The organism is Rosistilla ulvae, assembly GCF_007741475.1.
GTDB classification, from domain to species: domain Bacteria; phylum Planctomycetota; class Planctomycetia; order Pirellulales; family Pirellulaceae; genus Rosistilla; species Rosistilla ulvae.
On record NZ_CP036261.1, the window covers coordinates 606,349 to 619,899 of the forward strand.

At 57.5% G+C, this 13,551-nt stretch carries 10 protein-coding genes and 1 pseudogene; 9 read left to right on the forward strand and 2 right to left on the reverse strand.

The features are described 5' to 3' along the window. The first annotated feature begins 42 nt into the window (after positions 1 to 42). Both EC9_RS02310 and EC9_RS27265 read left to right on the forward strand, forming a co-directional pair. Positions 43 to 1,089, forward strand: coding sequence for a hypothetical protein (locus tag EC9_RS02310; RefSeq protein WP_315852309.1), 1,047 nt, complete (start codon positions 43 to 45; stop codon positions 1,087 to 1,089). Positions 1,090 to 1,168: 79 nt separating this feature from the next. After that, the gene (locus EC9_RS27265; protein WP_218934526.1) at positions 1,169 to 1,669 is read left to right on the forward strand and encodes a HEPN domain-containing protein; all 501 of its coding nucleotides are present in this window, start codon (positions 1,169 to 1,171) and stop codon (positions 1,667 to 1,669) included. Positions 1,670 to 2,341: 672 nt separating this feature from the next. Here the strand turns inward: EC9_RS27265 and EC9_RS02320 are convergent. Next, complete coding sequence (locus EC9_RS02320) at positions 2,342 to 4,276, reverse strand: c-type cytochrome domain-containing protein (RefSeq protein WP_218934527.1); 1,935 nt, start codon at positions 4,274 to 4,276, stop codon at positions 2,342 to 2,344. A 317-nt stretch (positions 4,277 to 4,593) separates the two neighbouring features. On the opposite strand from EC9_RS02320, the gene xerD reads away from it, so the two are divergent. Next, the gene (gene xerD / locus EC9_RS02325; RefSeq protein ID WP_145342040.1) at positions 4,594 to 5,544 is read left to right on the forward strand and encodes a site-specific tyrosine recombinase XerD; all 951 of its coding nucleotides are present in this window, start codon (positions 4,594 to 4,596) and stop codon (positions 5,542 to 5,544) included. A gap of 56 nt (positions 5,545 to 5,600) precedes the next feature. Here xerD and EC9_RS02330 read toward each other — a convergent pair whose 3' ends face one another. Beyond that, positions 5,601 to 6,005, reverse strand: a complete 405-nt coding sequence (locus tag EC9_RS02330; RefSeq protein ID WP_218934528.1) for a response regulator — start codon at positions 6,003 to 6,005, stop codon at positions 5,601 to 5,603. A 487-nt stretch (positions 6,006 to 6,492) separates the two neighbouring features. Here EC9_RS02330 and nusA point away from each other — a divergent pair. From nusA to EC9_RS02355, 6 genes and pseudogenes are all read left to right on the forward strand, one after another. Beyond that, positions 6,493 to 7,356 (forward strand): annotated as a pseudogene (nusA, locus tag EC9_RS26850) (transcription termination factor NusA); the annotation flags it as partial. Between the two features lie 120 nt (positions 7,357 to 7,476). Next, entirely contained in the window at positions 7,477 to 8,028 is a 552-nt protein-coding gene (locus EC9_RS26855) for a prolipoprotein diacylglyceryl transferase (protein ID WP_246106170.1), read from the forward strand. A 163-nt stretch (positions 8,029 to 8,191) separates the two neighbouring features. Continuing rightward, entirely contained in the window at positions 8,192 to 11,089 is a 2,898-nt protein-coding gene (infB, locus tag EC9_RS02340; protein ID WP_145342046.1) for a translation initiation factor IF-2, read from the forward strand. A gap of 69 nt (positions 11,090 to 11,158) precedes the next feature. After that, the gene (gene rbfA / locus EC9_RS02345) at positions 11,159 to 11,554 is read left to right on the forward strand and encodes a 30S ribosome-binding factor RbfA (RefSeq protein WP_145342048.1); all 396 of its coding nucleotides are present in this window, start codon (positions 11,159 to 11,161) and stop codon (positions 11,552 to 11,554) included. A gap of 68 nt (positions 11,555 to 11,622) precedes the next feature. Then, positions 11,623 to 12,660, forward strand: coding sequence for a hypothetical protein (locus tag EC9_RS02350; protein ID WP_145342050.1), 1,038 nt, complete (start codon positions 11,623 to 11,625; stop codon positions 12,658 to 12,660). A gap of 119 nt (positions 12,661 to 12,779) precedes the next feature. Next, positions 12,780 to 13,532, forward strand: a complete 753-nt coding sequence (locus tag EC9_RS02355) for a YebC/PmpR family DNA-binding transcriptional regulator (protein WP_145342052.1) — start codon at positions 12,780 to 12,782, stop codon at positions 13,530 to 13,532. The last annotated feature ends 19 nt before the right edge of the window (positions 13,533 to 13,551 follow it).

Sequence of the window (13,551 nt, forward strand, 5' to 3'; positions counted from 1 at the left end):
CACGGTACCTCAAAAAAGAACGGCTCCGTCCCTGTGGATGCAATGCAAAATACTTTCGAAGCCAACGGCAAGAGCTACGTTTGGAAGCACCGCCCCGATCTCGGAAAGCAATCCGAAGCGATGGTTGCTGCGGCCAAAGGGGGCCTGCACAACAACGCCGATCGCGATTCGTCGACTGGCGAGATCGTGACTGTTGTCGCCAAGCACGGTCTGGTGACGCTCGACCCCGAAATGAAAGAGTGGACGCTGGTCGAAGGGCAGGATCCACTGTTCGCCGCCGGCATGAACGCTCACGGGACCGACTGTTTCATGATCGACGATCAGTCCTATTGGGCTTTCAGTTCGACCAATACTGGCAGCGTCGTCGTCTCGCAGCGTGGCAAAGTGATCGCTGAACTGAAGCAGCCCAATGGGGATGAATTCGACAACCCAACGGTGAACGCTTATTTCTCCGCCGGTGGCCGTTTCACTCCCTGCGACGTCGTCTATCTTCCAGTTGCCAAGCGGTTGGTCGTTGTGATCGGTTACGCTCCGGGCGACTTCGCTCTTTCGGCGGAAATCCGCGACGGCAAGTGGCAATGGGGCGGACCGGCTTGGGGGGGCAAGGAGCAGAAGGGTGGAGTCTTCAGCACCGCCCATGGCGTTCAGGTTGCAACCGAAGCGGGGCAGGAGATTGTCGAAGTCGCATCGCGCAGTCATGGCCGCGTCTTCGGTTTCACATCCAGCGGGGCTCAGATCAAGATGCCGGGCGCCGATGCCAAGTATTATCTCGACCTGCCCAAGGGATCGACTCCCTGCAACATCTCGCACATCGGTTCGAGCATGTTCCTGCCGCTGTTGAATCCACTGGCGTCGACCAAGGGGCTGGCGCCGTTGTTGGTGATGGATGGTGGCAAGCCATCGGGAATGTTGGTTCCCGCGACTTACGAAACCTTGGGTTACATGCACCACATGCACGGCTTCTGCCCCGTGGAGCGAGATGGCACGCTGTTTGGCGTCGTTCTCTCCTGGCCCAATGGCCGAGAGAATGCTGCCGGCAAACGGAACGACGGTCAGATCGCGATCTTCGAAGCTGTCGAGCAGAAGTAGTTCTGCCAATTACGCGAACTCGCACGGCGGATCTACTGTGTGCTTTATATTTTCAACTCCTATCGCAGGCCACGGATCCATGGGGTCTTTCGCGGACCAACAATCGATTTCAACCTATTGGTTCAACAAAGCGAATGAACTTCGTGGCGCCGCCGAACTACTTTCAGATGCTGGCCGAAGTAGCTGTGTATTCCGGATGCTTTGCGGCATGGCGCTTGAGGCACTTCTGAAGGCGATTTCTGTAGAATCTGGACAGACGCCACGGCGTACGCACAACTTAAACCAACTCGCGCGAGACGCTGGCATCCACTACGCCACTGAAGAGCAGAAACTACTGCAAATACTCAGCGAAGCAATCATATGGGACGGGCGATATCCCGTGCCGAACGATGAACGACACTGGGGCGAACTCAAGAATCTCAAGCTTGAGTGCTTGTTAGATCAGGAACCGCTGGGAAACAGCGGGACGTTAACCGTTAACAGGCCGAACGACAAGCTAAACTGGAACTCCTTTGAAGCACTTAGGTCTCCTCCCTTCTCGCGACTATGCAAGATCGCAACCTGGATCCACAATTCGTAGAGAGGCAGAGCCAGGTCGTGCACCGAAGGACCGCATAGTGCGTTTGCAAATGGAAACCACATTGGCGGTCCTTGGTGCCGACCGCCGTTCGCTGCGATCGCAACATCCCCGGCGTCGTATCCGGTCCGGGGCGAATCAATTCATCAGGCGACGTCAGTCGGTTTGCGATTTGCGTCGTCGCCTGGTAGATCGGGGGGGCTGTGTGCCGCCCCGGGTTGCTGTCTTGTCAGTTATACGCAAGTTGCAAACAACGGCGAAAGCAAGGGGCGAAAGGGACAGGCACATTCCTCACACGCCTGTCGCGGGCCGAAGGTCCAGCAATTTGCCTAGCCCAGCCTGCAGGGCTGGGTATCAGCCAACGGCCCCCGGTCTCATTTCACAACGGGCGAAGGGGCGACGCCCCGGGGTAGGTGGTGACAATCGGCCGGGCCTACAGCCCAACCATGTCAATCATCGCCGCTAGAACCCAGGCCGATGGCCTGGGCTATGCAAATGGTCGAGCCTGCGGCCCTGACTCGGATGAATGCGATGTGGAACGGCCTGCGACGAACGAAAGGCTTCTCGCTGGCCTGGCGAGCGTTCGGTCGCGATAACTCACCATGACTTACGTATAACTGACAGGGTTGCTGTCTTGGGACTCTTCGGGATCCGTGGCGGCGGAGCTGTCGTGGGTTAGCGTCCGCGGCGGCTGGCGTTTGCTTGGTACCAGCGGGCGAAGGCGGTTAGCACGTCTTTGGGTTGGCCACCGTAGGCGGTCACGAAGGCGGTGGCGAAGTTTTTGCCAGCGGATAGTTCCACTATCAATTTGTCGAACTTCGGCTTGTAGGCTCGATCGATCAGGAACTGGCCGACCGCGTAGGAGACGAGGTCGGCTTGGTCTGGCGGAAGTTTGTTGGTGAGCAATTGCTCGGGTTTGCTGAGCGCCGCCAGCGCCGCGGGGAGTTCTTCGTTCCAGGTGTCGACGGTTTCGTTGTCGCGGCCGGCGAATTTGGCAAACGCGGCTCGTCCGATTCCTTCGCTGAGCCAATGTGGAGCGTCGCCAGACTCGGCGACCAGCAGGCTGGTCAGCGGTCCGGTCAATCGCGATTTGATTTGCGCATCCTCGTCGTTGGGGGTGACGACTATCGCAGCGTAAGCGTCCAGTCCGTCGTAGAACCAGTGTTGGGTCCAGTCATGGGGCAGGGTGCGTTGCTCGATCATCCGGCCAAATTCGCTGTAATCGTAGCGTCGCGGAAAGGCGAAGATCGTCGCCCGGCCTTTGAAGGTCGATTGGTCTCGTTTTTCGGGGCGGCGGACGATTCCCTTGGCATCGGCCAACGCCGCTTCAGCTTGTTCGGCGACCGCTTTCAGAGTATTGGGGCCGACGCTGCCGACGACATAAAAATTGTCGGTCTCGATCTGTGCCGGTTCTTCGTCGGGGCTGCCCATCTTCCAGTTGTGGTCAGCCATCTCGGTGCGGCGCTCCATCAGTTCTTCGTGCGTCGCATCGCGAGCCCAAGCCAGGGCGGTCATTACGCGGAGCTGTTGGTCGGGGGTTTTGCCATCCAGAGTCGCCCCTTCCTTGATCCAGGTGCTGATCAATTCGATCTGTTCATCGGAGAGGGGAGGGCGTCCGCCGGCGGGCATGCGGTTGCCCCCTTCCCCTTTAAGCCGTTGGATCAACAGGCTCATGTCCGGTTTGCCCGCCATCAAGATCGAGCCGCTGTCCCCACCGCGATTCAATTGAGCGAAGGTGTTCATCCGCAGGCCGCCTTGGACCTGCCTTGCGTCGATGTGGCATCCGATGCAGTTTTCGAGCAGGATCGAAGCGACATCTTTGGCAAAGCTGACAGTTTCCCTGCCTGTTGATTGGCGAATGGCTGCCGCGGGGGTGTTGCCCGGCTGGGCAGCGGTGGCAAACGAGGTTAATTGCATGTCGGTTTCGGCGCCGTCGAATTTAGCGCCAGCGGCGACCCAATCGCTCAGTGTTTTCAGCTCCGCCGCAGGGATTCCATTTCCGTTGGGGGGCATGCTGCCCGAGCCGATGACTTCGATCAAGCGACTGCCAGCGGGATTGCCCGGAGCGACGACGATCCCGATCGCGGGGCCTTTCATCAGCGTTGCGTAGTCGGCCATGCTGAAGTCGCCGCGATTGCCGGTGACGTGGCAGCGTCCGCAGCGTTGGACCAGGATCGGCGCGACGGCTTTGGTGAAGCTGATCCCGTCGGCTGCTGGTGCGGGAGGTGTGGGTTCAGGCTTGTCCGGTTCGGGGGCCTCCATCGGTTTGGGCGGTTCCGGCTTGGAGAACGGAGCCAGGCGGATGCCTTCGAGTTCCAGCAATGCGTGGGCGCGGCCGATGCGTGTGAAGAGCGAACCGGCTTCGCGGTAGAGCTGCATGTCCCCTTCGGCAACCAGCTTTTTTAGACGCTCTTGAGCCTCTTCGACCTGTTTTCCCGATTCGTCATAGTTGCCTTGCAGGTAGTTTTCGCCTGCCTTCTTGATGATTCCACCGACCTGTGTCAGTTCGATCCGTTGGGCTCGAGTGATCACGGCCAGGGCGGGGGAGGCGATCGAAAGCGACCCGCTGATCATCAGGGTAAGGATCGCGATTCGTTGGAATGTTGACATCGTTTGGCTTCGCATGGCGTATCGAAATAAGGAGCGGCCGGGCGGGGGACGCGGTCGCTTGAAATGGCGGGTTCACCCGCGGCGGGGGTGAAGTGTGTGATCTAAGGATAACTGAATCGTCCAAACCTTAGAAACCGAAAGCTGTCGATTGTCGGCGTTTAATGAACGGATCGGGAGGCCGTTTGTACTTCGATTCGGCTCAGATCGATCGGGGAATCGGAACTCTGGGATTGAAATTGCAATTCGCCGCAGCGGATGACGAAGAGGGAATTGTAAGCTGTTTGCCTCTTCCCGCCCCTCGAAGGATGCTTCTGACCATGGCCCGTCCAACCAAGCTGCAGCAATTGAAGTCGCGCGGTCCGGCGAAAAATTCCGATGGGCGAAGTCAGTCGTATTGCGCCGATTTTATCGTTTATCTGCGGAACGAATGCCATTTGGCGGAGAATTCGATCAAGGCTTACAGCCGCGATTTGAAGCGTTTCCTGGATTGGTTGGAGGATCGTTCGATCCCGCGACTGAAGATCGCCGAGCTGTCGCAGTACGTCAGTTGGCTGTGTCAGCGGTCGCTTGCGCCGGCCAGCGTGGCGAGGCACGTCGTCGCGCTGCGGACGTTCTATAAATACTTGCAGTTGGAAGGGGTGGTTCTCGACAACCCGGCGGAGTTGCTGACAACGCAGAAGATGTGGCAGCGGATGCCGGGGGTGCTCAGCCCCGCTCAGGTCGATGGTCTACTGGCCGCACCGCGCCGCTCGGACAGCTATTGGCAACGGGATCGAGCGCTGTTGGAAGTGCTGTATGCGACAGGCTGCCGGGCGTCGGAGGTCTGCGGATTGCGGCTGCAGAACGTGAATCTGAAGCAGAAGCACTTGAAGTGCGAAGGAAAGGGGGGGAAGCAGCGGATGGTCCCCTTGGGGCTGCGTTCGATCGAATCGATCCAGCTGTATATCGATCAATTGAGGGTCCGCCTGGTGGCGCTAGCGGCAGCGACACCGGAGCATTTGTTCCTCAGTCGCAGCGGCCAGGCATTGGATCGTGTGCAGGTCTGGCGGTTGGTCAAGCGATACGCTCAGCGGGCAGGAATCTCCGACGATATCAGTCCGCACAGCTTGCGGCACAGCTTTGCGACGCACTTGTTGGCTGGCGGCGCGGGGCTGCGACAGGTTCAAGAGATGCTGGGGCACGCCAACATTCAGACGACGCAGATCTATACGCACGTCGACCACAGTCGCTTGCAGAAGGTCCATCGCGAGTTTCATCCGCGGGCGTAGCGATCGCGGTGCAGGGTAGGGGGCTTTCGTTTCGCGGGCGCGCGGAGGGTGATCCCTTACGCCATAGCGGCCCATTCGTTTGATTGGCTGCACGCCAGCAGGTTGCGGATGCGTTCAGCCAGCAGGCGGGGACTGAATGGTTTATGCATGATCTCCGCCAATTGGTACTGATTGCGTAATTGTTCCTTGTCGAGTTCTAGCCCGCGGGCGGTGCAGAGGACAATTGGGAGATTGGCGAAGCGTTCGGTGCCGCGTAGGCGACCGATCAGTTCGAGCCCGCTGCAAAGCGGCATTTGGTGGTCGGTGACCAGCATGTCGTATTCGCCGGCGATCAGTTGGGCCTGCGCTTGTTCGCCATCGCTGACCGAATCGACAGCGTATCCCATCTGTTTCAGCGAGAAAGCGATCACGCGACGGAATACGGGGTCGTCTTCGGCAACAAGGATCTGTTTTGCAGTCATCTGGCTGAATATTTCCTGAATGATGGTTCTCGCCCGACCGACGAGGGGGGGGAGCGGATCGTCGACGAAGCCTCCGCCGAGAAAATTTAGGACAGGATTGTGCGTGCGCCGGCGGCAGGTGTTGCCAAATTGCCTCATGCTGAGATTTATGTCGCTAAAACCGGCTTAATCGGTCTCGGTGGCAATCGCTGGATGTGGAAACTACGCCTTTCTTACCGAGGGAGTGTTCCGTTTTTACAACACCAGACGGGGGGCTTGGCGGGAATGCTAGCCGATTGGAGGTGCGGCAAAACACCTCCGGTTAAAAGGGTTGGGAGCGCGTAAAAGCGTGACAGGACGGGCACTTAGGCTGCCGATATTGGTTGACACTATTCGTTTATACGGGTAACTTTGCTGGTTTACCCGACTAAGCAATTAGCCAGAAGCCCGGGTGTGCTACGCTCGGGCTCCATTTTTGCACATACAGACCGATCGGTTACGCCGTCGCATGAATCCTCAGGATCTACTTCGATACGTCGATTCTCTTCATCGCGAGAAGAACATCGACCCCTCGCTTCTATTCTCGGCCATCGAGGCCGCGCTGGCGACTGCTGCGCGCCGACACTACGGCGAAGACGCTGACATTGTTGTGCGAATTGACCATGATTCTGGTAGAATTCATGCCGAAATCGATGGCGCGCCACTCGACCAAGATCAAATCGGACGGATCGGAGCCCAGACCGCAAAGCAAGTAATCATCCAGAAGGTTCGCGAAGCCGAACGCGATGCGTTGATGGCGGAATACCGCGAGCAGATTGGCCAGATGGTCAGTGGCGTGATTCAGCGTGCCGATGGTGGGGTGGCAACCGTTCAGCTGGGGAATGTCGAAGCGATCTTGCCTCGCAGCGAGCAGATCTCTGGGGAGAGCTTGCATGCCAATGAGCGTGTTCGCGCGGTCGTCTTCGAGGTTCGAGCGACAGGCAACCGCGTTCGCGTGGTGTTGAGCCGAACCCGGCCTCAGTTGGTGAAATGCCTGTTTGAACAGGAAATTCCGGAATTGTCCGAAGGGGTGATCGCGATCAATTCGATCAGCCGCGAGCCGGGCTATCGGAGCAAGGTGGCGGTCAGCAGCACCGATTCGCAGGTCGATCCGATCGCGGTTTGTGTTGGTTATCGCGGCAGCCGAATCAAGAGTGTTCGCGAGGAATTGGCTGGTGAACACATCGACGTGGTTCGCTACAGCGATGATCCACAGGTTTTGATCCCCAACGCGCTGCAGCCGGCGGAGATCGAGCAAGTCTTGTTGTGCAATATGATCGGCCGGGCGATTGTGCTGGTTCAGGAAGATCAGCTGTCGTTGGCAATTGGTCGCCGTGGGCAAAATGTCCGCTTGGCGAGCAAGTTGTGCGGCTGGGACATCGAAATTATGACTGGCGGCGAGCTGGAAGAGCAGATCGAGCGTGCGGTCGCTGGCTTTAGCGTTCTGGAAGGAATGACTGAGGATCTGGCTCAGCAATTGGTTGAGCAGGGCTATCTGTCCTACGATGATCTTTCGGTAATCGAGCCTGAGACGCTCATGCAGATGGGTGGTTTGACTGCCGAACAGGTCGATGTGATCGTCGACCAAGCCGAAGCGCAGGCTGAAGAAGCGGAAGCTGCGGCAACCGAAGAACGCAAGAAACGCAAGCAGGAACGGGAAGCCGCGGCCACTTTGGCGGCCAATGAAGAACAGCAGCCCGCGGTCAGTGAACAAGTTGCCGATGGGGCCGAGTCGGAAGAATCAGAGGATTCTGCAGCCGAAGCGTCCGAAGAGACCCAACAGGGTGATGGCGAGGATACGCTATCCACGGAAGGCTCGGAAGCCGATGGTGGGGCGGAAGTGTCTGTTGAGGAAGTAGAAAACGTAATAGTAGAATCGGAGCCGATTGACGAATCGACGGAGCAAGATTCTGATAAAGAGAATGTTGCCGTTGAAAACAACAATAAAGAAGACGAAGCCCAACAGCTGGCTTCGGAGAATGTAGAAGATCCGGATAAGGCGTAAGCTTGTCCAGGACACAAGAGTCAACTGATTACGGGACCCTAGCGGTGTTAGTTCACCGCGCGGAGGAGCCTTGAATATGTGAACTCGATATTAGATTGGCACGCGAGCGGGCTCGATTTACGTCCGTTCGGTGCATACCAACCAGCAAGAGGGATTCCTCAACGTGGCCGTACGCATCTACGCGCTAGCTAAAGACTTGAAGATCGACAGCAAGGAACTTGTCCAGATATGTAATAAGGTCGGGGTTTCTGGCAAGGGCTCTGCGCTTGCAAGTCTTGATGATGATGAAGTGGAAAAGGTCAAAAAGCACCTGAGTCAGCTCGGTGCGCCAAAGGTAGAAAAAGTTGCCCGGAAGGAAGATGTGCGACCTGTTCGGGGCGCAGGTCCGTTGGGTACCGCTATCAAAAAGACTGGCCCGGTTGCGGAGTTGAAGACTCGCACCACCAAGCCCACTTCCGAAACGGAACCCGAGGTAGCTGCAGAGGCAGAAGTCGAGGAGCCGCCGGTCGCTGAAAAGCCACCCGCTCCATCGCCTGTCGAACCACCGGCAGCTCCGGTCGAGGTTGCCGAATCGCCTAAAGCCTCTCCGCCACCAGCGGACGAGCCCCCTGCGCCTGTGCGAACACCTGCAGCGCTAGAGCCGACGCGGCCGAATAAACCGGTAATGCCAGCGGCTAACGCTCCCTTGCGTCGCGAAGCCATTCGAGGCGGATCGGGTTCGCGGATTCGCGATATCGGTGGTCGCAATCGTGCTGGCGGCGGAAAGTCGGCGGGAAACAACGACGGTGGCGAACGCGCCGGCGGTGGCAAGAAGCGTGGTCCGGTTATCAACCTGGCTGCTGTTCCTAAGACGCCAGCTCGCCAGCAGCGTCCAGCGACTGGTGAAGCTCCAGCTCAAAAGCCTGAAATTCGGCTCTCCAAAGATGTGATCGCTGGTCACAAGCAGGGCATGAAAGCCTCTTTGGAGAAGCTGGTTCAAGATGACGTCGACAAGAAGGCGGAATCGGGTAAGGGGAAGGTAGGGGGCGGTGCCCTGAGTTCCTTTACTGGGTCGGGCAACGAACGTGGTGGCCGCGGTGGAAAAGCGGGCGACACCGAAGAAGAACGAACCAAGAAGAAGGGCATTGCCGGAATGGCAAGCGCCCGAGCCGACCGAAACAAGGGTCGGCGAGGTGGTCGACGCGATATCGAGCGGTCGTTCGGCCATGGAGATGACCGACGACGACGTCGAACGATCACGCGAACGGGTAAAAACACTGCCGCGCCGCGTAAAGAAAACGTTGTCCTGGAATTGCCTTGTTCGATCCGCAGCTTTTCCGAGGCGGCGGGAGTCAGTGCCGCTCAGGTCCTCAAGGCGTTGATGGGAATGGGCATGATGATGAACATCAATGCTCAGATCGACCAAGAGACGGCTGAGTTGATTGCGGCGGAGCTCAACATCGAAATTTCGTTCAAGAGCCAGACCTCGTTGGAGGAGGATCTGATCGAGAAGATCGAGGAGCGCGCCGACGAGGAGGCCGATTTGGTTCCGCGGCAACCGATCGTGACCTTCTTGGGGCACGTCGATCACGGAAAAACCAGTTTGTTGGACTATCTGATCGGTACTCGGATCGTGACGGGAGAAGCCGGGGGGATCACCCAGCATATCCGCGCCTACGAAGTCGATAAGGATGGTCGAAAGCTTACGTTTGTCGATACTCCGGGTCACGAAGCGTTTACTGAAATGCGTGCCCGTGGTGCCAACGTTACCGATATCGCCGTCTTGGTGATCGCGGCGGACGACGGCATTATGCCGCAAACCGAAGAAGCGATCAGTCATGCCAAAGCGGCTGGCGTTCCGATCGTTGTGGCGTTGAACAAGATGGATCTTGTTGGGGTCGATTCCAATCGTCCGATGACCCAGATGACCGAGCATGGTTTGACCCCCAGTGAATGGGGTGGCGATGTCGAAGTCGTTCGCACCAGTGCAACCACTGGGATGGGAATGGACGAATTGCTCGATACCCTGCTGACGGTGGCCGAGCTGAACGAATACAAGGCGAATCCTAACCGCGATGCGTTGGGTGTTTGTTTGGAGTCCGAACAGCAGGCCGATCGCGGTGTGATCGCCAAGTTTGTTGTCCAGAATGGAACACTGAAAGTGGGCGACGTTGTCGTCTGCGGTCCGGCACACGGTCGGATCAAGGCGCTGACCGATACCCTGACGGGCGAACCTCTCGAATCGGCTGGGCCAAGTACTCCGGTCAACGTCACTGGTCTCGATCAGCCGCCAGGTGCGGGCGATCGGTTCCACGTGCTCGCCAACATTGCCGAAGCTCGAGAGATCGCGGAAACGCGTGAATTCGACAGCAAGAGTCAGAACCTTTCGGGGATCACGACCAAGGTCAGCTTCGAGCATTTCCAACAACTGTTGCAAGACGGCCAGTTGGGCAAGGCAGAGGAGCGGGCCAAGCTGAATTTGATTATTCGTGCCGATATGAAGGGTTCGCTCGAAGCGATCGACAAGGAGATCGCCAAGTTCGATCATCCCGAAGTCGAGATTCGCGTGTTGCAGCGGTCGGTCGGCGGTATCACCGTCGCCGATGTGACGCTCGCCTCGGCGAGCGACGCGGTGATCTTGGGCTTCAATGTGATTCCCGATGAAGCCGCGCGTGGCATGATCGACGATCGAAAGGTCGAGATTCGTCGTTACGACGTGATCTATAAGATGACCGACGATTTGAAGGCGATGATCGAAGGTCGCTTGAAGCCTGAAGAACGGGTTGTCGAATTGGGACGTGCTGTCGTGAAACAGGTCTTCTCGATCAGTCGGGTGGGCGTTGTCGCGGGTAGCTATGTCGCTCAAGGCTCGATCCAGCGTGGGTGCCGTATCCGGGTCAATCGCGATGGACGGACGATCGGTGATTACCCGTTGGATTCGATTCGACGCCATAAAGAGGACGTCAAAGAGGTGCCACGCGGAATGGAATGCGGTATCCGATTGTCGGGCTTCAATGACATCAAACAAGACGATGTCTTGGAAGCTTATCGCATCGAGGAATTCGCTCGAACCCTCGATTGATTCGAGGGTAGGTCGGCAAAGACTCGTTTTTCGTTTTAGCGCATCTGTTTTCTCTTTTTGGCAACTATTGTGACATCTCGTCGTCAACTCAAGGCCGCCGAGGCAATTCGTGAAGTCGTGGCAACATCGATTCTGACCGAGTTGCGCGACCCTCGGGTCAAGGATGTGACCGTAATCGGTGTGGAAATCGATTCGGACATGCGAAACGCGAAGGTTCGCGTGAGCGTGATGGGAGATGAGAAGCAACAGGCGTTGAGTCTTCGCGGGCTTCAGAATTCCGCTGGCTATCTGCAGTCGAAAATCGCTGCACGCATCGATACGCGGTATACGCCGCGATTGACGTTCAAAATTGATAAGGGCCTCAATAACGCAATTGAGGTCAGTCGCATACTCGAAGGCTTGCGGAAAGAGACTCCGCCCCCGTCGGACGATACCACTGCGGATGCGTCGGATGAACCGTCGTAGCAAATCGTTGGCGTGTTGGTTATTCCCTTCGTTTTAAAACCGATCATTGATATTTGTAAACAAGCAACATGAGCACAACCAATCGGTCAGCCAGGATCACCAAGCTTTTCACTCTTTTGAAAAAGCGATATAAGCCGCTGCCCCCTTCGGCTGGCAGGAATTTGTTTGAGCATTTCCTGTATGCCTGCCTGTTGGAAGACGGGTCGCAAGAGGCAGCCGATGAAGGGATCGCTCGCTTGGAGCAGGATTACTTCGATTGGAACGAAGTTCGGGTAACGACGATTGGCGAATTGGCCGAATCGTTCCCGCGGTTGCCCAACGCGACCGCAGCGGCATCGCGGCTGAAGAAGAATCTGCATGCGTTGTTCGAAACGTATTACTCCTTCGATATCGAAGAGATGAAGAAGCAGAACCTTGGCAAGACGATCAAGGATCTCAGCGAGTTTCCAGCGATGACTTCGTTTGTGTTGGCGTATATCGTTCAACAGGGACTCGGTGGGCATGCGATTCCGATCAACGCGGTTGGTATCGATATTTGTTATTACTGTGGGATCATCAACGACGCCGAACGCGAGACCGGCAAGGTGCCTGGGATCGAACGCGCTGTTCCCAAATCGAAGGGGGCCGAATTCTCATCGTTGCTGCACCAAGCGGCGTTGGACTTCGCAAGCAATCCTCAAGATCCCGACCTGCAAAAGTTGATTCTGCAGATCAATCCCGACGCGATGGATTTGTTCCCCGGCAAAAAAGCTCCCGCAGCGAGCCCCAGCAAGAGCAAGTCGTCCAGCAAGAGCGCGTCGGGTAAGTCGGCTGCTGGCAAATCAGCGTCGACCAAGTCGGCCGCCCCCAAAGCAGCCCCCGCGAAGAAGACGCCGAAAAAGTCGACTGCTCCTAGCCCGCCCGACAAGGCACCGTTGAAGGGGATCGCGGCATCGATCAAGGCGAAGAAGGCTAGCGCGTCACAGCCGTCCAAGGCAACGCCCACGAAGAAGGGTGCGGCGAAGCCTAAAACCGCCAAAGGGGCCGGCGATAAGTCGGACGCGGACGAGGCGACCAAGCCGGCTCGCAGTTCGACGAAAAAGCTGGCTAAGAAAAAGCCCCGCTAGCTCGCTGACTCACCTCGCTTGAGCGATGGTTGAGCGTTGTGAACGTCGGTCTTTTGGTTGGCGTTTTGGTGGCGATAATCTCCTCTCTCTTTGACGCTTCCGAATTTGGATAGACAGCAATGGCAGGCCACTCCCATTGGGCTGGAATTAAGCACAAGAAAGCCCTCGTCGATAACAAGCGTGGAAAGCTTTGGAGCCGGTTGAGCAAGGCGATCATTGTGGCCGCCAAGTTGGGCGGCGGAGATCTCGATACCAACATCCGGCTCCGCAAGGCGATCGATGATGCCAAAGCGGTCAGTATGCCCAAGGACAACATCGAACGGGCGGTGAAGCGGGGAACCGGTGAGCTCGACGGCGGGAACTTGGAAGAGATTCTCTACGAGGGGTATGGGCCGGGCGGAGTCGCAATCCTGTGCGATGTGTTGACCGACAATCGCAACCGGACGGCGCCGGAGATGCGAGTTCTATTCGAACGCAACGGCGGTAATCTAGGGACGATCAATTCGGTCGCCTATCTGTTCGATCGCAAGGGGTTGGTGCTGTTTGCTGCCGAGACCGATGAGGAACGGTTGACCGAGGTTGCACTCGAAGGGGGTGCCGACGACATCCAACGCAGCGATTCGGGTGGTTGGGAAGTCACCTGTCCGCCGGAGAGCTTCAGCGATTTGTTAGCCGCCTTCGAAGCGGCTCAGTTGCAGCCGGAGCTGAGCGAAGTGACCCGTTTGCCGCAGACAACCGTCGAGGTTGAAGGTTCGGTCGCTCAGCAAGCGATGCGGTTGTTGGATCTTTTAGACGAGCACGACGATGTGCAAAGCGTCTCGACCAATCTCAGTATCACTGATGATGCGGTAGGCGACGAAGCGGACGGTTGATCGGTTCGACGTTGTTCCT